At 56.6% G+C, this 20,230-nt stretch carries 17 protein-coding genes and 1 other RNA gene; 6 read left to right on the plus strand and 12 right to left on the minus strand.

Features of this window, described 5'->3' with window-relative positions; all coding sequences use genetic code 11:
* Positions 1 to 43: 43 nt before the first annotated feature.
* Positions 44 to 1,720: a peptide ABC transporter substrate-binding protein gene (locus PVT68_RS14205; protein ID WP_280319123.1), complete on the minus strand. Its 1,677-nt coding sequence runs from the start codon at positions 1,718 to 1,720 to the stop codon at positions 44 to 46.
* 561 nt (positions 1,721 to 2,281) lie between these two features.
* On the opposite strand from PVT68_RS14205, the gene PVT68_RS14210 reads away from it, so the two are divergent.
* Together PVT68_RS14210 and PVT68_RS14215 are read left to right on the plus strand one after the other, a co-directional pair.
* The gene (locus PVT68_RS14210; protein WP_280319124.1) at positions 2,282 to 2,779 is read left to right on the plus strand and encodes a hypothetical protein; all 498 of its coding nucleotides are present in this window, start codon (positions 2,282 to 2,284) and stop codon (positions 2,777 to 2,779) included.
* A gap of 7 nt (positions 2,780 to 2,786) precedes the next feature.
* A complete protein-coding gene (locus tag PVT68_RS14215; protein WP_280319126.1) occupies positions 2,787 to 3,473 on the plus strand; it encodes a glutathione S-transferase in 687 nt (228 codons plus the stop codon).
* Here PVT68_RS14215 and PVT68_RS14220 read toward each other — a convergent pair.
* The 5 genes from PVT68_RS14220 to PVT68_RS14240 all read right to left on the minus strand — a co-directional run bounded on the left by PVT68_RS14220 (position 3,450) and on the right by PVT68_RS14240 (position 11,930).
* Positions 3,450 to 4,991 carry a hypothetical protein gene (locus PVT68_RS14220; RefSeq protein WP_280319128.1) on the minus strand — a complete coding sequence of 514 codons (1,542 nt, stop codon included), beginning with the start codon at positions 4,989 to 4,991 and terminating at the stop codon, positions 3,450 to 3,452. The genes PVT68_RS14215 and PVT68_RS14220 overlap by 24 nt on opposite strands.
* Before the next feature lie 190 nt (positions 4,992 to 5,181).
* Positions 5,182 to 6,702 carry an acetaldehyde dehydrogenase ExaC gene (gene exaC, locus PVT68_RS14225; protein ID WP_280319130.1) on the minus strand — a complete coding sequence of 507 codons (1,521 nt, stop codon included), beginning with the start codon at positions 6,700 to 6,702 and terminating at the stop codon, positions 5,182 to 5,184.
* A 257-nt stretch (positions 6,703 to 6,959) separates the two neighbouring features.
* On the minus strand, positions 6,960 to 9,068 hold the full coding sequence (locus PVT68_RS14230; RefSeq protein ID WP_280319132.1) for an NHL repeat-containing protein: 2,109 nt from the start codon (positions 9,066 to 9,068) through the stop codon (positions 6,960 to 6,962).
* A gap of 119 nt (positions 9,069 to 9,187) precedes the next feature.
* Positions 9,188 to 10,720 carry a cryptochrome/photolyase family protein gene (locus PVT68_RS14235; RefSeq protein ID WP_280319133.1) on the minus strand — a complete coding sequence of 511 codons (1,533 nt, stop codon included), beginning with the start codon at positions 10,718 to 10,720 and terminating at the stop codon, positions 9,188 to 9,190.
* Between the two features lie 61 nt (positions 10,721 to 10,781).
* A complete protein-coding gene (locus tag PVT68_RS14240; protein ID WP_280319135.1) occupies positions 10,782 to 11,930 on the minus strand; it encodes an acyl-CoA dehydrogenase family protein in 1,149 nt (382 codons plus the stop codon).
* A gap of 232 nt (positions 11,931 to 12,162) precedes the next feature.
* Between PVT68_RS14240 and PVT68_RS14245 the strand changes: the two genes are divergently transcribed.
* Positions 12,163 to 13,401, plus strand: coding sequence for an OmpA family protein (locus PVT68_RS14245; protein ID WP_280319137.1), 1,239 nt, complete (start codon positions 12,163 to 12,165; stop codon positions 13,399 to 13,401).
* A gap of 101 nt (positions 13,402 to 13,502) precedes the next feature.
* Here the strand turns inward: PVT68_RS14245 and PVT68_RS14250 are convergent, their stop codons facing one another.
* Complete coding sequence (locus tag PVT68_RS14250) at positions 13,503 to 14,675, minus strand: AraC family transcriptional regulator (RefSeq protein WP_280319139.1); 1,173 nt, start codon at positions 14,673 to 14,675, stop codon at positions 13,503 to 13,505.
* Between the two features lie 127 nt (positions 14,676 to 14,802).
* On the opposite strand from PVT68_RS14250, the gene PVT68_RS14255 reads away from it, so the two are divergent.
* Positions 14,803 to 15,138, plus strand: coding sequence for a helix-turn-helix domain-containing protein (locus PVT68_RS14255; protein WP_280319141.1), 336 nt, complete (start codon positions 14,803 to 14,805; stop codon positions 15,136 to 15,138).
* Between the two features lie 3 nt (positions 15,139 to 15,141).
* On the opposite strand, the gene PVT68_RS14260 is transcribed toward PVT68_RS14255, so the two are convergent.
* From PVT68_RS14260 to rpiA, 3 genes are all read right to left on the minus strand, one after another.
* A complete protein-coding gene (locus PVT68_RS14260) occupies positions 15,142 to 15,483 on the minus strand; it encodes a DUF4168 domain-containing protein (protein ID WP_280319142.1) in 342 nt (113 codons plus the stop codon).
* A 192-nt stretch (positions 15,484 to 15,675) separates the two neighbouring features.
* The gene (locus PVT68_RS14265) at positions 15,676 to 16,299 is read right to left on the minus strand and encodes a transglycosylase SLT domain-containing protein (RefSeq protein ID WP_280319144.1); all 624 of its coding nucleotides are present in this window, start codon (positions 16,297 to 16,299) and stop codon (positions 15,676 to 15,678) included.
* An 18-nt stretch (positions 16,300 to 16,317) separates the two neighbouring features.
* A complete protein-coding gene (gene rpiA / locus PVT68_RS14270) occupies positions 16,318 to 16,995 on the minus strand; it encodes a ribose-5-phosphate isomerase RpiA (protein WP_280322530.1) in 678 nt (225 codons plus the stop codon).
* Between the two features lie 162 nt (positions 16,996 to 17,157).
* Between rpiA and ilvA the strand changes: the two genes are divergently transcribed.
* Positions 17,158 to 18,687, plus strand: coding sequence for a threonine ammonia-lyase, biosynthetic (gene ilvA / locus PVT68_RS14275; protein ID WP_280319146.1), 1,530 nt, complete (start codon positions 17,158 to 17,160; stop codon positions 18,685 to 18,687).
* Between the two features lie 370 nt (positions 18,688 to 19,057).
* Positions 19,058 to 19,204 carry a hypothetical protein gene (locus PVT68_RS14280; RefSeq protein ID WP_280319148.1) on the plus strand — a complete coding sequence of 49 codons (147 nt, stop codon included), beginning with the start codon at positions 19,058 to 19,060 and terminating at the stop codon, positions 19,202 to 19,204.
* Between the two features lie 123 nt (positions 19,205 to 19,327).
* Here PVT68_RS14280 and PVT68_RS14285 read toward each other — a convergent pair whose 3' ends face one another.
* Positions 19,328 to 19,972, minus strand: a complete 645-nt coding sequence (locus tag PVT68_RS14285; RefSeq protein WP_280319153.1) for a 5-formyltetrahydrofolate cyclo-ligase — start codon at positions 19,970 to 19,972, stop codon at positions 19,328 to 19,330.
* A 64-nt stretch (positions 19,973 to 20,036) separates the two neighbouring features.
* A non-coding RNA gene (ssrS, locus tag PVT68_RS14290) (6S RNA) lies at positions 20,037 to 20,217 on the minus strand.
* Positions 20,218 to 20,230 lie beyond the last annotated feature (13 nt).

Consider the following 20,230-nt stretch of genomic DNA (forward strand, 5'->3'; position numbering starts at 1 on the left):
AATACACCCGGGAACGGCAGTGCGCTCCCGGGCTGACATTTCATCAGTGTTCGATAATCCACATGTCTTTGGAGTAGTAGTTGTCCAGCGGATCGGCGGCGTAACCACCGACATGGGGCTTCACCATATGCTGGATGACATACTGGTAGATGGGGGCGATCGGCATATCTTCCGCCAGGATTTCCTCGGCCTGAGCGTAATAGGCCGCGCGTTTGTCGATATCCATTTCCTTGGAGCTTACGGCCATCAGCTGGTCGTAATTCGGATTATTGTACTTGCTGTAGTTGCTGCCGCCGGTGCTGAGCAGGAGTTTCAGCATGGTGGAAGGTTCGTTGTAATCGCCGATCCAGCCGGCGCGGGCCATATCAAAATTGGTATTGGCGCGGGTGTCCAGGTAGGTTTTCCACTCCTGGTTTTCCAGTGTCACTTCGACGTTACCCAATGCCTGTTTCCACATGGCGGTGATGGCCACGGCCACTTTCTTGTGGTTCTCATTGGTGTTGTAGAGCAATTTGAATTTGAGTGGGTTTTCTTCGGTGTAACCGACTTCCGCCAGCAGCTCCTTGGCCTTGGCCACGCGTTCCGCCTGGCTCATCTGGCTCCACGGGGTGGGCGGGGCGTCGAAGCCCTGGACGATACTTGGGGTCAGGTGGAACGAGGGCTGTTCGCCACGACCCATGACTTTGTACGCCATGATGTCGCGGTCAATGGCATAGGCCAGTGCCTTGCGCACGCGCGGGTCATTGAAGGGCGGTGCGGTGGTGTTGAACTCGTAGTAGTAGGTGGCGATATACGGGGTGGTCTTGACCTCTTCTCCGCGCTCTTTTTGCAGACGCTTAATATGTTCGATGGGAATCTGGTAGGCGAAGTCGATTTCACCGGCTTCGTAACGTTTCAGCTCGGCATTGGGGGAGGCGATCGGCAGGTTGCGTACCTTTTGCAGTTTTACGTTGTCCGCATCCCAGTACTGTTCATTCTTGATGTATTCGATGCGCTCGTTCACTACCCAGTCCGACAGCTTGAACGCACCGTTGCCCACATAGTTTTCTACCCGGGTCCACTGATCGCCATATTTCTCTATGGTGGCTTTGTGCACTGGTGAGGTGGAGGCGTGCACCAGCATTGCCACAAAATAGGGCACGGGTGCTTCCAGGGTTACCTGCAGGGTGTGGTCATCCACTGCTTCAACACCCAGGTTTTCCACCGGTTGCTTGCCTTCGGTAATGTCTTTGGCATTTTGAAGCTTGCCGGCGGCGAGATACCAGGCGTATTTGGAGGCTGTCGCGGGATCGGTGACGCGGCGCCAGGCGTAGACGAAATCCTGCGCGGTTACCGGTTCACCGTTGGACCACTTGGCATCCTCGCGTAAATAAAAGGTGTAATGCTGGTTGTCGCTGGTCTCCCAGCGCTCGGCAACCCCGGGGCGCACACCGCCGTCGGGAGCTGCGATCACCAGGGTTTCCATCAGGTCACGCAGAATGCCGGATTCAACGACACCGGACATTTTGTGCGGATCCAGAGTTTCCGGCTCTGAGCCATTCCCTCGTACCAGTGTCTGGTCTGCGGCAAGCCTGGTGGGGTCCAGTTGCACCGCGGCGGGCTTGCTGGCTTCGCTGTTGGGATCTGACGGCGCTCCGCAACCGGCAAGTGCCAGAAAGGCGGTGAAAAGAGGCCCGAGATGCCAGGCACGACGGCGAATGAGGGGAAGGTTACAAAGCATGATGGTTACCCAATAGTTCTTGTGGAACTTTCTCTTATTGTGATCATTGATTGGTCGATCAGAGTGCTGAATGGAATTTACGCAGCAACTCGGCACAAAAAATTTTGCGACACCGGCCTGAAAATACCGGTCCTGTTTCTTAATTACTAGCCTCGGTTATTCATGGGACCGCAGATAGCCGGGTATTTATTGAACCCGGGTTCCTACCAGATCCGCCTGACATCCACGCGTGCTGGAAAATAATGGTCAGGAGTACAGGTTTGTCAGTTTTGACCATCAATCGCCATCTGCACTACGCAAATTGCATACCCAACTCGATGCAGGTGGATCTGTCCGTGAAAATTAGATTCGACAAAGTGGTTGGATACCATCGGATTAAGCCGAACAAGCCATAAGGCACGCCGCTTTGACTATAGTAGACAGCGGGAAAGTTATCGTTCGTGGCCGGATTTTCTCTGGCCGATATCCCCTTGGCCTAAAAATAGGATACCGCAGCCTTTGCACCATTTTGGTGAGTGAATTACTGATTGCACCGCTACCGTTCAAAACGAACCATCTTCGATGAAAAAGCTATTTTTTCTGTTCTGCATTTTTCTGGCTTCGTGTGCCAGCCCGGAGTATGGATACGTTGTGTTTGACTTTTATTCCATGGACGAAGGGGCGCGCAAGGATTACTGGCTTGGTTTGACAGGCCGGCGAGGGACCTTGCATCTGTCTTCGCAACAGCCAATTCAGAAAATCCTGGTGGGTTCATATGGAATCTCTCACTTGGACCGCTCCAATAACCTGCACTGCACCCGTGATGATCTGCACTTCGCGAAAGCGATCAGGTTCGAAGTCATTCCGGAAAGGATCACTTATCTCGGCGTGCTGACATTGGAACGAACGGGTAAACGTCCCGAATATGCGTTTCGGTTCGCAACCGGTGCTGGTTTGTTACGTAGAGCTTGTGATCGGTCTCCTGATCTGTTTGATACCTATAGCGTCAGGCTGGCGCTGATGACCATGAAATCCGGCCGTGAGTTTGACTATGACTGCGCCACGGGCACTGCCGAGTGAGAAATCTGTGGACTACAGACTTTATTATTGGGACCTGCCGTTCCGCGGTGTATTTATCGAATTGCTGTTACAGGAGGTGGGTGCCGGCTATCAGCGGTTAGAAGCCAGCGAAATTTATCCCGAGCGCAGCCTGAAAATACACAACCCGGGCATGGCTTCTCCCTATCTTTACGACTGCGCACTCAAGAAATACTTTGCACAAATGCCGGCGATCATGATGTATCTGGCAGAAAAGCATGAGCTTATTCCCAAGCGTGCAGAAACACGCACGCTGGCGCTGAAGACCATTCTCGACTGTAACGATATCCTGCTGGAAATCACCAACTTCCACGGATTGAAAATGTGGGACAAAAAAAGCTGGGAGGCTTTTCGTTTTGCCCGTCTTTCCGACTGGATGCAGATTTTCGAGACTACCGGCCGGGACCACGGCCTGCAAGACGACAAGGGATTTATGTTGGGGAGCAGACTCTCCGTCGCCGACATCGCCACCGCAGCCCTGTTCGGTACCATGGTGTATGCATTCCCGGCTCTCGAAGAAGATCTTCTGGAAAATGCCCCGGGTATTGCCGCGCTGGTAAAACGGGTGGAAGCCCGCCCGGCTATCCGGCCCTTCCTTGAGGAAAGGCGCGAGACCTGGGGGCGGGGTTACTGCGGTGGCCAGATTGAGGTGTCACTGAGACGCCAGCTCGGGTGAGTTGCAGGTGGATGAAAGAATGTCTTGTTGATATTTTTTGTCCAGTTCTCTCTGTTCATCCAAGTAGCGATTCAGGCTGGTTTGAGCGAGTTTCTCGCTGAGAGATTCCAATTCGCTGATATCGTAATTTGCGTGGATAGAGTCGAGCCACTCGCGCAATGTGGCCAGGTACCCTTTTCGGGCTGCGCGAATGTAGGCTTCTTTATCAACGAGAGCGGCTTCCAAATCTTCTGGTGTGATATTGCGGATTGCGCCGCAGGCAGTGCCTTTATAGGGTGCGTGCAGGTAGGCTGTGCAGGTTTTATTACACTGTTTGATTTCGATGTTTTGATTCGACTTTGCAAGGGATATACCGAGTAGCCTTGCGGAATCACGGTCTAGCGCCACGCCATCAAGCGTCAATACTTTATGGTTATCCCCAAAGTCATCGAATAATTCGTGGACGCTGTAGAATGCAACCTCGCCGCTGATCAACAACTTTTCTTTATCCCCAAAGCTCATTGTATAACTAGGCTTTTTGAATGGTAGCCCTTCTACACCAGTACAGTCCGTGCAGAATACGCCATCCAAAAGCTCGGTGAATAACGAAAAATATGCATATAAATAAAACTGTGAATCGATCCGCGGATGAATCCACCGCTCACCTTCCCCTGGCCAGTTGTTCAGTATGCCGCTTAACCGGCAAGCGCTGCCGTCAGTACTGGACACTTCACCAACCGTTCTGTGCTCCGCGGGCATTTGCAGCATGGCCACGTGGAGGATCTGCTTTGCAGTGTCGGAAACATCTGTGGATGGCTCTATGATCAGGTTACTGAGGCCGAGCGCTTTCAGGGTTTCCCGGGGATAGGTCCACCAGTTGATATTCTTTTGCCTGGATTCATCGAGGATGGCCGGGGCCAGGTAGCAGCTGTTGAAGTCCCGGTTCAATCCGATTTCATCAAAATAGGCTATTTCCGTTTCCCTGATTTTTTGCAGTTGTGCAAACATATATTCCTGGTCGAAGGCAACACTGGCTGCACCGGTTTGCGAGAATTTTTGCTCGATGCTTTCCATCGCAAACAGGGCGTCCTGTCTGGATTGATCTGGAGTTGTACGACTGCCGCGATGAAACAGGATATCGTCCGTGGACGTGGCCACTTTAAGGAATCCGGCGGGGAGTATGTAGGCGGCGCAGGCGGACGCACAAATTCCGGCCACGTTGATATTCATCTCGTTTCTGTGCAGGTAGCGCCCCAGAGTCATTGCTGCGTAAATATCACCTCCGCCACTGGCGATAGTTAGCCAGCGGTTGTCTTTCACTGCGGCTTCCTGATCGAGTGATTGGATAAGCGCATCTACGGACTCTTTTGTAATTGTCCCACCGAAAAAAACGGAATCCTCTGCGGGAATGATGATGTAACCGTTTCCGATATATTGTCCGATAGGTGACATCGGAATACCTTCACGGCGTTCCTCGGCAAGACCAGGCAAGGTAAAACTGAGAAGAAACAAAAAACATATAGACTGAAAAAATCGCATAAGCGTGCTTTTTTAATACGGCAATTTTTGAGTATATTGGTGGCTGGCATGATTTATAACATGCTGGCCACGAAGGTGCGACTTGGCTGTCTTAGGCTTGTTCATACCGTGGGCGGGCGGGTGCAAATACCGCGGATTAAAAAGGGGAGCTTGAGCTCCCCTCTTCATGTTCGGGTATCTGAATGATGGATCAGAAAAATCCGAGCGGGTTGGTGTCGTAACTTATCAATAGATTCTTGGTCTGCTGGTAGTGTTCCAGGGCTTTTTTGTGGGTCTCGCGGCCGATGCCGGATTTCTTGTAACCGCCGAAGGCGGCGTGGGCCGGGTACTGGTGGTAGCAGTTAGTCCATACACGCCCGGCCTGGACATTGCGGCCCATGCGGTAGGCTAGGTTCATATCCCGGGTCCACACACCGGCACCGAGGCCGTATTCGGTGTCGTTGGCGATGGCCAGTGCTTCCGCTTCATCCCTGAAGGTGGTGACGCCCACCACCGGTCCGAAAATCTCCTCCTGGAAGGTGCGCATCTGGTTGTGGCCCTTGAGCAGGGTGGGTTGTACGTAATAGCCCTTGGCGAGGTCGCCGCCCAGCTGTTCCGCGCCGCCACCGAAAATCACTTCCGCACCTTCGCGCTGGCCGATCTCGATGTAGGTCATGATCTTGTCGAATTGTTCCAGAGATGCCTGGGCGCCGATCTGTGTATCGGTATCCAGCGGATTGCCGCGCTGGATGGCCTTGGTGCGCGCCACTACCTGCTCCATGAAATCGTCGTAGATGGATTCCTGAATCAGTGCCCGCGACGGGCAGGTACACACTTCGCCCTGATTGAAGAACGCCAGCACCAGCCCTTCCACCGCCTTGCTGATATACGCCTCTTCCTGCTGCATGACATCGGCGAAATAGATGTTCGGGGATTTGCCGCCGAGTTCCACGGTGGAAGGAATCAGATTGTCGGCGGCGCATTTGAGGATATGTCCACCCACGGCGGTGGAACCGGTAAACGCGAGTTTGGCAATGCGCTTGCTGGTGGCCAGCGCCTGGCCGGCCTCTTCGCCGACCCCATTGACCACGTTGACCACCCCGGGGGGCAACAGGTCGCCGATCAGCTCCATCAGCACCAGAATGGAGGCGGGGGTCTGTTCTGCGGGTTTCAGCACCACACAGTTGCCGGCCGCCAGTGCCGGCGCCAGTTTCCAGGCTGCCATCAGGATCGGGAAGTTCCACGGAATAATCTGGCCGATCACACCGAGGGGCTCATGAATATGGTAGGAGACGGTGTGCTCATCCAGCTCCGCCATACTGCCCTCCTGGGCGCGCAGGCAGCCGGCGAAATAGCGGAAGTGATCGACGGTGAGGGGTATGTCCGCGGCAATGGTTTCCCGTACCGCCTTACCGTTGTCCCAGGTTTCTGCGACGGCGAGTATTTCCAGGTTCTGTTCGATACGATCGGCAATTTTCAACAGCACATTGGCGCGCTCGGCGGCAGCGGTTTTGCCCCAGGCGTCTTTCGCGGCGTGGGCGGCATCCAGGGCAAGGTCGATATCCGCGGCGGAGGAGCGAGGGACTTCGCAGAACACTTCACCGGTAACCGGCGAAACGTTGGGCATGTAAATACCTTCTACCGGAGGCACCCACTCGCCACCAATAAAGTTTTCGTAACGGAGTTTGAAGTTGATCAGGGCGCCATATTGCCCGGGATTGGTGTAAATCATCGCTTATTTCCTCTTTATATGTGTTTATTTGCGGGAAATACGGGCTTTTACAGTGGACGCGCAGGCTCTTCCTGTATCGGAAAATACATGTTCGCCCCACCCGTTACTGCAGTTTTTCCGATAGCACTCTACAAAGTAGTTACTTTTTTGGCGGTGTGCTTTTTTATTTGCGCAAATTTATCGACAACAAATCGTCGGATGTAAGGGAAGTCCGATCAGCTTGGTCGGCTTGTAACGCTCGTTTATATTTTTCGGGGCTATTCCCCGGGAATCTGAACTGGACCAAGCAGCGGTGTTTTCACCGGCGCCGCCAGGCCAAAGAACACCACCGCGCCATTACCCCCAAAACGTGTCGACAGCGCTTCATCTGGTTGTTTTTTGAAACCCTCGTCGGGTTTGTCCCAGTTGTTGGCCACCCAGACGTTACCTGCAGGATCGATTGCCACATCCGTGACAATTTGCAGTCCCCCGATATAACCGGGCTTTGGGGAGATGGCCTGTCCGGTGGTGAAGCCCGGTGGGCAGGTGTCGGTTTGAACACCGCACAACTGGCTGATCGAGCGGCCGGTGGAATTAGCGATCCATACCTGGTCGTTGCCGTCGATGGCAATGCCCCAGGCACCGACGATGCTTTTATTGCCGTCAAAGGTTCCGAGCAATTTCCCCTCGGGACTGAGCAGGGAAACATCGCCACCGGGGAATCGCGTGATAATTTCATAGAGGTCGATCCATTCCTGGGCGGCCTTGGCTTCTTCCGATATGCCCTTTTTGTGGCTTTCCCTCCTGGCTTTGAGCTTTGCCTCGATAAACGCGAGTTTCTCTTTCGTGCTGGGATGACCAACGGTATTGGCAACCCATGCATTACCGCGACTGTCGATGGCGATGGCACGGGGCGCAAAGCCCACCTTGAATTGCTCGGCCTGGCCCGGATCACTGGCGTGAAAGCGGGTGACAGTGTCACCGCCACTATTGGTCACCCAGATGCGGTCCTGCTGATCGATGGCCAGGTGAAATGGCGCCTTGACCTGAAGGGTACCGTCAATGGGTTTGCCGTTGACGGTGCGGCCGAGAATTCGCCCTCTGGCAGCGTCGCCACCGGGCAAGTGGACAATCTGGTCGCGCGCATTATCCAAAGCCCATACATCGCCGGAGGGGGTCACGATGATTCCCTGCATGGCACCTAGCTTTCCGTCGAAGTCGTAACCGGTTTCCGGTGACAGCGGTTTGCCGGTTACGCGGTCGAACACAGAAATGTTTTTACCCGCGAGGCTGGTGGCCCACACCTTGTCGTCGGCGGAAATGGCGATGCCGAATCCCGGTCCGTCGATACCGCCACCGCGAAAGCCGGTGGTCATTGGCGAAAGCGGCTTTCCATCGGGAGCGAGTTTGGAGAGTCCGCCGCCGAAGCCGGCAAAAATCGTGGATTGGGCACCGACGAGAAAGTTATCGTCCGCCCACATATTGCCTTCGCCATCGATGGCCATGCCGCCCAGCGAATTGAGGCCGCCACCGGTGTAGACCAGCGAGAGTGTCCAGGCGCTGGGCGCGAAATTGAGATAGGGAATAAAACGTGTGTCGCGCCAGCGTTTGTCGGTGGCCAGGGGGTAAAAGCTATCAAACAGTGCAAAGAGTTTTTCCGCCTGGTACCAGGGGTAGCGGGCGATGTTTACCGCAGCGCTGAGGGTGTTATTGGGAGCCGTGCCACCCGGCGGTGTCGTCGCTTCGAATAGTCGTTCGCAGTGGTCCACGGATTGGATACAGGCTGCCAGCAGGGCGCCCAGGGTATTGAATCTTGCCAGCGTTGGCGTCTGTGAACTGTTAAGGGGGTTCTGGATAACGGGGCCCAGTCCGCCGGTTTGGCGGTCTACAAGGTTCGGCACATTACCGGCGGCAATCTTGAGACCGAGTGGATGGCCGCTTAGCGTGTCATTCTGCAGGAAACGTGCGGCGGTCCACGCGGAGGCTATGGTGGTTAATTCATTAATGGTCACTTGTGCCGGAGGTTCACAGCCGAGAATCAGCAGTAAACGGATTGCTGGATTGGATGATCCGGGTGCACCGGCGGATGGACGACCACCGGAAACCGTCAGATAAAGAATCCCGCTATCAGCGGGTGCTCCGGAAAAGGGCAGTTCGAAACGTCCATCTGCACTGGATTCCGTATGCGCCAGCTTTCGGGGAGCGGTGGACGTGGCTTGCCAGAGTGTCACTTCTGCCGCTGCGATGGGGCTGTCTGCGCCTTCCACCAATCCCTGTATGTGATCAGTAGCGAAGGCTCGAGTTGTCATCAGGGCAATGGCGAGAAACTGCAGGGCGTATTTGATCGCTTGCCTAAGGTTTCGTGTCTCTCGTATTTCTCGCGTCATTATTTTCCATCCGTGGATCCGGTTGTGGCCGGGATATTTTTTCCGCGCGCGGGCTCGCTGTGTTGGTTCGAGTATAGGACCGGCAAGATGGACTAGATCCACAGCGAGCGTCGCTTACCTCAGAAGCTGTCCGGGTTGTGGATAACCTGCTTCGCCCGTATTTTGAGCCGGCGCAGTTCTTCGGCATCCATCTTGTCCAGTAGGCTGAGCATCATGGTCATCCGTGGATTGTTGGCAAAATGCGCCCGCTTCTCTGCGAGGAAATTCCAGTAGAGGCTGTTGAAAGGACAGGCGTTATCACCGGTTTTTTCCTGCACGTTATAGCGGCAGCCGTCGCAGTAATTGCTCATTTTTCGGATGTAACTGCCACTGCTGATATAGGGTTTGGTGGCTACCAGGCCACCGTCGGCAAACTGGCTCATACCCCGCGTGTTGGTGATTTCCACCCATTGGATGGCGTCGATGTAAATACCCAGATACCACTGGTCTACCTGATCCGGATGTACCTGGGTCAGCAGCGCAAAATTTCCGGAAATCATCAGGCGCTGGATATGGTGGGCGTAGGCATGGTCGAGACTGTTCCTGATGGCGTGGTGCAGACAGTTCATCTGTGTCTCTGCGGTCCAGTAGAAATCCGGCAGCTTATTGTGGTTGTGCAACCGGTTGCAGCGGGCGTAACCGGGCATCTCGCGCCAGTAGAGACCGCGCATATATTCCCGCCATCCCAGAATCTGTCGTACAAAACCCTCCACCTCGTTGATGGAGATGATCTTCTGGTTCTGTTGCCAGTGAACGATCACGGCATCGATGACTTCACGGGGGTGGAGGAGTTTGCTGTTCAGGGCGAAACTGAGGCGGCTGTGAAACAGATACACCTCGTCCGGGTCCATGGCATCCTGGTAATCGCCAAAGTGAATCAGCAGCTTGTCACAGAAATAGCGCAGCACTTTGAGGCTGTCTTCTCTGGTGGTGGGCCAGTTGAAGTGTTCGGGATCAATATTGCCGAAGGTGTCAACGCTGGAATTGTTGATCCGGGCGAGGATTTCCCGAACATCTTTGCGGAATCCTTTTTCGTGCGGTATCTGCGGTTGGCTTTTCCATTTCTTGCGGTTGCTCGCGTCGAAGTTCCACTTTCCCGCGGCAGGCCTGTCACCTTCCATCAGAATATTGTGCTTGCGACGCATGTGCCGATAGAAACTCTCCATCAACAGACGTTTTTTATCCGCGAAGAACTCGCCGAGTTCCTCGCGCCGAGTGAGAAAGTGCTCGGTATCGAAAGCCTCGCAGGGAATACTCAAGTCGTCGCACAGCTGGCCTAGCTGTTGTTCCAGTCGGTATTCATCCGGGAGCTGGTATTCGAATTTTTCAATACTGTTTCGTTCGATAAGTGCTGCGACATTGGCTCCGAGGTGTTGACGGTTGTCAGGGTGATCGAGCCGATAATGGATAACCTGTTTACCGCTGTCGCGTAACCACTGTGCGAAGGCTTCCATGGCGGCAAAAAAAGCCACCACCTTCTGGATGTGGTGCCTGACGTAGTCGGTCTCCTGGCGCATTTCGGCGATAAAGTAGAGAGTGTCTTTATCGTTGCAGCGATACCAGGAGTGCTTGTGGTTGAGCTGGTCGCCGAGGATCAGACGCAGGGTTTTCACGGTGGCATTGTGCCCGTCACTAGAAGGTTACCGGGCTTTACGCTTGTGGGCGGCTGCCAGATCAATTGTCCTTCAGCAAGTGGCGGGAGATGATCAGTTTCATGATCTCGTTGGTGCCGGCGTAAATGCGCTGTACCCGCGCGTCCGCCCAGGCGCGGGCGATCGGGTATTCCCACATATAGCCAAAACCGCCGTGAAGCTGCATGCATTCATCGAGCAGCTTGCACTGAAAATCGGTGGCCAGCAGTTTGGCTTTGGCCGCGGTGGCGACGTCGAGTTTTTCCTCGTAATGCAGTTCCAGGCAGCGGTCGACAAAAACGCGCAGCGCGGTCAGTTCACTGTCCAGTTCCGCCAGTTTGAACTGGGTGTTCTGGAAGGCGGCGATGGGTTTGCCGAAGGCTTTGCGATCCTTCACATAATCGATGGTCCATTGGATGGCGGCGGCGCAATTGGCGATGGCATTCACTGCAACGCTGAGGCGCTCCTGGGGCAGCTCCTGCATCAGGTAAATAAAGCCCTGACCTTCACCGCCGAGCAGGTTTTCTGTCGGCACCTTTACGTCGTCAAAAAACAGTTCGGACGTATCCTGGGCTTTCATGCCCACTTTTTCCAGATTGGTGCCTCTTTTGAATCCGGGCCAGGCGGCTTCTACCAGAAACAGGCTGACGCCCGCGGCTCCGGCCGCGGGATCGGTTTTGGCGACGACGACGACCAGGTCCGCGTGCTGACCGTTGGTGATAAAGGTTTTTGAGCCGTTCAGCAGGTAGTGGTCGCCGTTTTTGATGGCCGTGCTGCGCACGCCCTGCAGGTCTGAGCCGGCGCCGGGTTCGGTCATGGCGATGGCGGTGACGATGTCGCCGCTGATGCAGCCGGGCAGGTATTTCTGTTTCAGTGCCTCGGAGGCGTAATTGACGATGTAGGGCACGGCAATATCCGAGTGCAGGCCCCAGCCGATACCGGTCAGTCCCTGGTGGGAGATTTCCTCGTCGACGATGGCGTTATAGCCAAAGTCCAGTTCCAGGCCGCCGTAGGCCTCCGGTACTTGCGGACACAGAAAGCCCATGGCTCCCGCCTTGCGCCACAGCTCGCGGTCGACCTGGCCGTCCTTTTCCCATTGGTGATGGTAGGGTGCGGCCTCGGTTTCGAGGAATTTACGCACGCTGTCGCGGAATTGCTCGTGTTCGGGGGAATACACGGTTCTCGGAATCATGGCAGCCTCTGTTGGATTTTTATCGATACCGATTGCGGTGGTAGCCGGATGATTCCTCCTAAATTAGCCCAGATTGTGTGGCTCTGGATTGGAAAAAGACGCCAGCCGCGGGGGAGTCATACACAATCCTGATTTTCCTTTCCGGCCTTATTCAGAATCAGCCTAATCAGTTGAATTGGCTGCCGTACACTTGAGAGAGTGAATTCGCCAACCGCAATTGTGAGGTATGCAAATGGCTGACAATCTCATTGAAATGGCTGTTCGCCATTTGGGATCTTCGGGCTTGAGCGCTTTGGGTAGCGCACTGGGCTTGCCGGATGGCAAAAGTGAATCCGCCTTCAGCGCGGGTGCTGCTTCTGTGCTCGCCGGTATGTTGAACAAGGCCGGTAGCGAAAGCGGCCTGGGCGCGCTGCTCAATATGGCGACCAAGGCGAACGATCTCGATCTGTCATCGCCGGTGGATATTTTTACCGACAAAAACAAGATGACCAGCCTTCAGGATGTGGGCGGCAGCATTGTCGATGCGCTGTTCGGGCAAAAGCGCGACGGCGTGATTGGCAGTGTGGCGAATGCACTGGGAATGTCCCCGAGCAGCGGCGGCGGCTTACTGCGTATTGCGGCGCCGGTAATTATGTCGCTGCTGGGCAAGCTGGTGAAGAGCAAAGGTCTGAATATGGAGGGCCTGGCCGCGCTGCTACTGGGGCAAAAAGCCCATGTGCGCGATAAATTGCCCGCGGGTCTGTTGCAGCAGTTGGGTGTGGCAAATCTTGACGAACTCGCCGAGCGCACAGTGGTGGAAACCACCCCCCGCCAGAGTGCCCGCAGTACACCACCGCCGCCGCCGGTGAAAAAAAGTGGATGGGGAAAATGGCTGTGGCCGCTATTGATCGCCCTTGGCGTGCTCTGGGCGCTGAATATGTGCGCCAAGAAAGAGAAGCTGGATGACGGCACTGGTGCGGTGATCGAGCAGAAGGAAGAAGTCATTGTTGACGAGACGCCGGCAGAACCTATGCAGCCGGTGCCGGATACGACCGAACCTATGGATACCTCTCCGGTTCCGCCAGTGACGACCGGTGATTTCGGCACTGAATTCCGGGATTATCTGGCCAATGCCCAGCGCGACCCCAGCCGCGAGTTTGCCTTGTACATCGAGTTTCCGACGGACGGCAGTATGCCGAATGCGGATTCCCTGCCAGATGTGCAGACGCTGATCAAAATCATGCAGGAGAATCCGGGACTGTCCGTTGCCCTTGAAGGTCATACCGACAGCACTGGCGATGCCGCGGCCAATCAGACACTGTCTGAATCCCGCGCCCAGGCGGTGATGCAGATGCTGGTGGCGGCCGGTATTGAGGCGGCCCGTATTACCGCAACGGGAGTGGGCTCTGCCAATCCGATTGCGGACAACGACACCGAGGAAGGCAAGCAGAAAAACCGCCGCATCGCGGTGAAGGTCACTGCATTCGAGTAGCGGTCCTCTTTATCGGCACATTGGCAGCGGTAATTCCGCTTGCCGATACCAACGAAAAAACCCGCGGCATGCCGCGGGTTTTTTTATAGCGTGTGACGCGCTCAGCGATATTTGTCCCGGTAGGCCCCGGGGGCGAGCCCGGTCCATTTTTTGAATGCGCGGTTGAAGGCGCTGGGTTCGGAAAAGCCCAGACGCTCAGCAATTTCCGCCACTGCGGTTTCCTGCTGTTTTAACTGGTACATGGCCATGTCCCGGCGCACTGAATCCTTGATGTCCTGCCAGCTGTTGCCCTCGTCCTTGAGACGCCGACGCAGGGTCTGGGGGGAAGTGAACAGGCGCTCGGCGACGTCGTCCAGGGACAGGTTTTCGATACTGTTGTCGCTGTGCAGCATGCGGCGGATGCGGCCGGTGAAGCTGTTGTCGGATTTGTATTGAGCCAGCAGGCACTCGGGCGCACGGGCGAGGAAATCGCTCAGCTGCTGGGCGTCGCGTACCAGTGGCATGTTCAGGTAGCGGGTGTTGAACACCAGGCTGGTTTCCTGCTGATGGAAGTAGTGTCGACAGGGAAACATATCGTTGTACTCCTCATCGTAATCCGGCGGCGGAAATGCCAGGTGAACCCGTTCCAGCAGAATGGTGCGATCGATCAGCCAGCTGAAATAACGCAGCCAGATGACCGCGAGAGATTCGACAAAGTTCTGGTTGGGCAGCTGCTTCTGGTTGCCGTGGTGGAAGATCAGCCGGGCTTCTTCGCCATCTTCCACAAGTTTGATATGCAGGTCGTCACTGACCATGGCCACAAAGCGCGCCGATCGCCGCAGGGCGCGGCGCAGGTTTGGGCTGGTGATGGTGGCGTGCCCCATCATCGCAAAGGTACCCGGCAGCCAGGGGCGCGTCAGGTAGCCACCAGATTCGTCTCCCAGCTGGTCCCACAGCAGGCGCAGCAGGCGCGCCAGCTGTTCGCGACCAATACGGGCGTCCCGGGAGAGCGTGGTTTGCGGGTCTATACCGGCATCCAGTAGCAGCCGGTCGCAGTCCACACCGGCGGCACGGGCGCCGGCGAGGTGGGCAAACACGGCTGCGGCCAGGATGCCGCGCTCGGCATACCCTCTGGAGGTCTGGTCGCGGGAGGTGTTGTCCATGACGGTACTGTTCCCGGAGGTATTGGCCCCGGAGGTACTGTCTCGAGGGGGTTGGTCATCGCTGGCAAAGGGGGTGTTTTCTGTCTCCACGGTCACGCTACCTGGCTCCGGTGTCAGTGATTGGGAGTGCATTATTGTTACGCACCTGAAGCGGGGATTATGCAAAAAGGTGCATAAAAAGTCCCGTATCGACGCGTCATGGGTTCGTTGTGTGCTACAAATGCTGCCATCGATCGTTTTCATTCCATAGAGAGGGAATATGGGCCTGGCTTCCAATACTGAACTCAACCCAACCATTTGCCGGCGCCTGCTGATCGCCTATCTGATCGAGCGGCTGCCGCGTCCGAACAATCCGGCGCTGGAGGAGGTTACCGGCTGGCCCCGGCGCACGATTCAGGACCTGATCGCCAAGGGGTTGCCGGGGCATGGCACCCGGGTGGAGTTTGTGCAGCAGGGGGTGCGCAATAACGACGGTTATTACACGCTGAAGGACTGGGGATCTATAGATGGCGGCTGGGTGCGGGCGCACCTGCAGGAAATTGCCGCCGTGCTGGAACTGGCGCCGGACAGAGTGCCGGCGCCGGATGCGCGCTGACGTTTATTGCGCGCCGGGCTCTTTCAGCAGGGCGTTGACTTTCTGCAGCAGCGCGGGATCTTTTTGCAGCGCGGAGGCAATACCCTGATATTCCTCTTTGCTCAGCCCGGCTCCCTCGACGGCGGCCAGCATCTTGGACTGGGCCTCGACATTGATGGCTTCCGCTGCGGCGGCATCCTTTGCGGCCTTGAGCTGGGGCGCATATTCCTGGCTCAGGGTGACAATCGATCGGTAGGCATTGGCAAATTTCTGTAACTGTGCGTCACTCACGGCGCTTTCTGCGAATGCCGTGGAAGCGGCGAGAGCCAGTGCGAACAGGGCGGAAAGGATGGCGGTCGGCTTCATGAAGCACCTCTCTGTTACGGAGTAAAACGCATCTGTGCGGGAGTGCACGCCCAGCGTTGTGTGAGGGCTACAGAGCCTTGGCATTTTTGCGCTAACAGCAAAGCACTGTCTGCAAAGGGTAGTTGGTATTGCAGCTGACCCGGGCGTTTAGCCGCCAGTGTGTGACGGCTGCCCGAAAAAGTTCCCTGGCGCTTAAAAAAGCCCGAGGAATTTTTTGCGCTTTTTGAGCGAAGCTTCGCAACTATTCAATTGCTGCTGGTAACTCTGTGCCCGACTGGAGACTTTGTGGGCCACGCCCTGTAGCCATTTTTTCTTGCGATAGGTGCGGCGGTTAAAGCCCCCCTGACCCTCGTGGTACGCGAGGTACAGGTGGTAGGTGTCGTTGGGTTTGATGCTGCACTGGCGCTGGCTGGTGTTGTGATACCAGCCCACGAAGTCGATGGCATCGGCGAAGTCGTCGCGGTCGGCACCGTAGTTGCTGGTGGCGCGCTCGTAACTGCGCCAGGTGATGCTGAGAGCCTGGGAATAGCCGTAGGCATCGGACGGACGTGGGCCCGGAATGAACCACAGTATTTTGGTGCGCTCAGGCTTGGCGTCGTGCACAAAGCGGGACTCCTGGTGCAGGGTGGCCATCATGGTAGCGATGGGGGTGTTCCACTTGCGTGCGGACTTGGCCGCGTCGTGATACCAATCGTCCTTCTCGCGAAAGATTTCGCAGATATCGTCGGTGTTGCTGGGTGGTGTGGTGGCGCAGCCTGCCGCCAAAAGCGGCAGGGCGAGCAGCGCCAGTTTCAGTTTTTTATTTTTTTGCGTCATCGGCTCGGTAATTCAGTTTTAGATTTTCGACGTAATGGTCTTGACCCCCTCGGCAGTACCGAGCAGCAGGATATCCGCCGGTCGCGCCGCGAACAGGCCATTGGTTACCACGCCGGTGATATTGTTGATGGCGTCTTCCAGCTCCAGGGGTTTGGCGATCTGCATATTGTGCACGTCGAGGATGACATTGCCATTGTCGGTCGTCACGCCTTCCCGGTATACCGGGTCTCCGCCCAGTTTGACCAGTTCCCGGGCTACATAGGAACGGGCCATGGGGATAACTTCCACCGGCAGCGGAAAATCGCCCAGCACGGGCACCCACTTGCTCTCATCGGCGATGCAGACAAACTCGTCGGAGCAGGCTGCCACGATCTTTTCCCGGGTCAGGGCTGCGCCGCCCCCCTTGATCAATTGCAGCAGCGGATTGGTTTCATCGGCGCCGTCGACGTAGACACGGATGCTGTCTACCGCGTTCAGGTCGTAAACCGGAATGCCGTGGGACTTGAGACGCTCAGCAGAGGCCTCCGAGCTGGCGACAGCGCCGTCGAACAGGCCTTTCTTCTCCGCCAGAAAATCGATGAAGTGATTGGCGGTAGAGCCGGTGCCGACACCGACGATAGTGTCTGACTCCAGCATGGGGGTGATGTATTCGACCGCCGCGCGGGCGACGTCCTGCTTGAGCTGATCCTGATTGATAGGCTGATTCATTGGGGGATTTGCGTCCTTGTGCAATTTTTGCCATCAAAATGCCCGCTTCTGAATATTTTTGCGCGCAAAAGTGGCGTTCGGGTGGCTTTGCTGCTGCGCAGCGATTAGACTGGCGGGCTCGTAAACATCTACCGGCTGCTGATTTCCGTCATGCCCAAGTCCTATATCAAGCGCATTTTAGACGCGCGTATTTATGATGTCGCCACCGAAACACCGCTGGATCCCATGCGCCAGCTGTCTCACCGCCTTGGCAACCGTATTTTGCTGAAGCGCGAAGACCTGCAGCCGGTGTTCTCGTTCAAGATTCGCGGTGCCTACAACAAGCTGCTGCAGCTGCCTGCGGAGCAACGCGCCAAGGGTGTTATCTGTGCTTCTGCGGGTAATCACGCCCAGGGCCTGGCGCTGGGTGCCCAGCGGCTGGGCGTGCGCGCGACCATTGTGATGCCCTCCACCACCCCGGCGATCAAGGTCAATGCGGTGCGCATGCGTGGCGCGGAAGTCGTACTGTACGGCGATACCTTTGACGAAGCGGCGGCGCGGGCCAGAGAACTGGTGGAAGAGCGCGGCTTGGTGTTTATCCACCCGTACGACGATCCCGATGTAATTGCCGGCCAGGGCACGGTGGCGATGGAGCTGCTGCGTCAGCATCCGGGGAATCTGGATGCGGTATTTATTCCCGTGGGGGGCGGTGGCCTCGCCGCGGGTATGGCCGCGTATATCAAGTATGTGCGCCCGGAGATCAAGGTCTACGCGGTGGAGCCGGAAGATGCCGCCTGCCTGAAGCTGGCCATGGACGATGGCAACCGCGCGCGGCGCCTGCCCCAGGTGGGCCTGTTTGCCGATGGTGTTGCGGTGGCCCAGATCGGTGAGGAAACCTACCGGGTACTGCGGGAAACCATCGATGGAGTGATCACCGTGACCACGGATGAGATCTGTGCGGCGATCAAGGATATCTTTGAAGACACCCGCTCTATCGCCGAGCCCGCCGGCGCCGTGGGGCTGGCGGGACTGAAGAAATATGTGGATGAGAGTGGCTGTGAAAATGCCGCCCTGGCCACCGTCTGCAGCGGTGCCAACACCAACTTCGACCGCCTGCGCTATATCAGCGAGCGCACCGAAATCGGCGAGAAGCGGGAAGCGGTGCTGGCGGTAACCATCCCGGAAAAAGCCGGCAGCTATCTGCAGTTCTGCCGGGATCTGGGCGATCGCTCCATCACCGAATTCAACTACCGGTTTGCTGGCGGCGGCGCCGGTGGTGATGCACATATCTTTGTTGGAATCCAGGTGACCACCGATTCCGATCGCCAGCAGCTGGTGGCGCGTCTGCGCGAGCAGGGCTACCAGGTCGAGGACTTCACCGAGAATGAAATGGCAAAACTGCATATCCGCCATTTAGTCGGAGGGCGTGCGCCGGATCTCGAGAGTGAAGTGGTCTACCGGTTTGAATTTCCCGAGCGCCCGGGTGCCCTGCGCAACTTCCTTGAGCAGCTCGCCGGGCGCTGGAACATTACCCTGTTCCACTATCGCAACCACGGTGCGGCTTACGGACGGGTGCTGGTGGGGCTGGAAGTGACTGCGGCGGAGCGCCCGGCGCTGAATGCGCTGCTCGAGCAGCTGCACTACCCCTTCTGGGATGAAACCGGGAACCCGGCCTACCGTCTGTTCCTGTCACGGGGCTAGCCCCCCGGGACGGGGCACCCAATTCGTGATCTGGTCGTTAGATTTTGCGGCGAGTAGTTCAGTCTCGAAGATCTGTCGAACTTGCATTTCGCAAAATGTGAGGGTTTTCTCAAAAAAAATTGCTTGACGGGTTACTATTTGGCCACTGATCGAGTATCTTTTGATCGGTGTTTTGGCCCTATTGGGCCAGTTGGAAACGGGCTGAAAGCAGGTTTTACCCTGTCTGAAGTGGCAAGCTGAAGGGGAAGTATTTTCCCCGGCAGTGGAACTTTCACGCTGTACCGGGTCCAACTCACCGCTGGCGGCGAAGATCGTCAGTCGATAAAGAATACGAAAACAACAAGAAGTTTGATCTTACAGGATGGTCCCCATGAAACCCGACGCACTGACACTCGCTGTAGTTGTCTTTGTTGCGGGCGTACTGCTGAGTAGCTCCGGCTTGACCGAGGTTTTTTCTTCCGACCAGGAACAGGAAGAAGCCCCGGCAGCCCTGCAGCAGGGAGTGGTCACTCGCTGATCCCTCCAGCCACTTCAGGTGGTTGTGTTGCGCCCGTAGGCAGAATGCCAACAAAAAAGCCGAACTCTTTACCGGGTTCGGCTTTTTTGTGCCTGTTGGTTGGCGTTTACTTTTTTGGGGGTATCAACCACCGTGACGGCAGCGGTACAGCCGCTGATCCGTTGCCACCAGTGTCAATGGTATATCCCAGCTCTCTACCGGTAGCCGCTCCACACACTGTAGCTGGTGGGCGATCCCCAGCAGTTGCGGTTTGCTGCCGGGGCGCAGTCGTTTGAAGGCGAAACTGCGGTCGTAATAGCCGCCACCCATACCGAGGCGGGCGCCACTGGGATCGAACGCCACCAGAGGCAGCAATACCAGGTCCAGCTTGTGTGGATCCCGGGCCTCGCTGCGCCCGATCACCGGCTCGGGAATCCCATAGCGATTGCGATAGCGCAGGGTGGCGCCGGGCCAGTGCAGAAAGGTCATGGTGGCGCGGGCCGGGCGGGGCAGGGCGGGCAGGTAAAAGCGCTTGTTGGGGAATCGCTCCAGCAGCGGCCGCGGGTCAATCTCTCCATCCATCGGCCAGTAGATGCCGATATGCCGTGCCCGCTTCAATTCCGGGCAGCGCGCAAGGCGCGCGCACAATCGCAGGCTGGCATGGCGTTGCTGAAAGCTACTCAGTGCTCGTCGCACGGCGCGAATTTTGCGGCGCAGTTGTGTCTTGTATTGTGGGCCAACTGGCCTGGCGTCATTGGTTTTTTCGATGGAGGCTGGATTCGCGGGCATCGGCAGTGCCTGGCGTAGGGCGACGGTGCAGGCGGTCACTGCAAGGCGCACAGGGAAGGAAATAAGGTGCCCCGAAGATGCGGCTGATGACATAGCCTTGAACCGTAAGGCTCAAGGTGGCGGCTTCCGGAATGTATTAGGCTTTCCGCTACGGGGCGGACTTGCGCACCAACACCCGCTGGAAACCTCCAGGGTGGAATTATCGGCTCGAGGACATAGTCAACTGGCCAACACTTCAGGGCGAGAGAGATTATACCT

This window comes from Microbulbifer bruguierae (assembly GCF_029869925.1).
Classification (GTDB): Bacteria; Pseudomonadota; Gammaproteobacteria; order Pseudomonadales; family Cellvibrionaceae; genus Microbulbifer; species Microbulbifer bruguierae.

Excerpts from the sequence above, each read along its gene's own strand:
- PVT68_RS14205 (WP_280319123.1), bottom strand. The coding sequence starts at position 1,720 with ATGCTTTGTAACCTTCCCCTCATTCGCCGTCGTGCCTGGCATCTCGGG.
- PVT68_RS14210 (WP_280319124.1), top strand. The coding sequence starts at position 2,282 with ATGAAAAAGCTATTTTTTCTGTTCTGCATTTTTCTGGCTTCGTGTGCC.
- PVT68_RS14220 (WP_280319128.1), bottom strand. The coding sequence starts at position 4,991 with ATGCGATTTTTTCAGTCTATATGTTTTTTGTTTCTTCTCAGTTTTACC.
- exaC (WP_280319130.1), bottom strand. The coding sequence starts at position 6,702 with ATGATTTACACCAATCCCGGGCAATATGGCGCCCTGATCAACTTCAAA.
- PVT68_RS14230 (WP_280319132.1), bottom strand. The coding sequence starts at position 9,068 with ATGACGCGAGAAATACGAGAGACACGAAACCTTAGGCAAGCGATCAAA.
- PVT68_RS14240 (WP_280319135.1), bottom strand. The coding sequence starts at position 11,930 with ATGATTCCGAGAACCGTGTATTCCCCCGAACACGAGCAATTCCGCGAC.
- PVT68_RS14245 (WP_280319137.1), top strand. The coding sequence starts at position 12,163 with ATGGCTGACAATCTCATTGAAATGGCTGTTCGCCATTTGGGATCTTCG.
- PVT68_RS14250 (WP_280319139.1), bottom strand. The coding sequence starts at position 14,675 with ATGCACTCCCAATCACTGACACCGGAGCCAGGTAGCGTGACCGTGGAG.
- PVT68_RS14255 (WP_280319141.1), top strand. The coding sequence starts at position 14,803 with ATGGGCCTGGCTTCCAATACTGAACTCAACCCAACCATTTGCCGGCGC.
- PVT68_RS14260 (WP_280319142.1), bottom strand. The coding sequence starts at position 15,483 with ATGAAGCCGACCGCCATCCTTTCCGCCCTGTTCGCACTGGCTCTCGCC.
- PVT68_RS14265 (WP_280319144.1), bottom strand. The coding sequence starts at position 16,299 with ATGACGCAAAAAAATAAAAAACTGAAACTGGCGCTGCTCGCCCTGCCG.
- ilvA (WP_280319146.1), top strand. The coding sequence starts at position 17,158 with ATGCCCAAGTCCTATATCAAGCGCATTTTAGACGCGCGTATTTATGAT.
- PVT68_RS14280 (WP_280319148.1), top strand. The coding sequence starts at position 19,058 with ATGAAACCCGACGCACTGACACTCGCTGTAGTTGTCTTTGTTGCGGGC.
- PVT68_RS14285 (WP_280319153.1), bottom strand. The coding sequence starts at position 19,972 with ATGCCCGCGAATCCAGCCTCCATCGAAAAAACCAATGACGCCAGGCCA.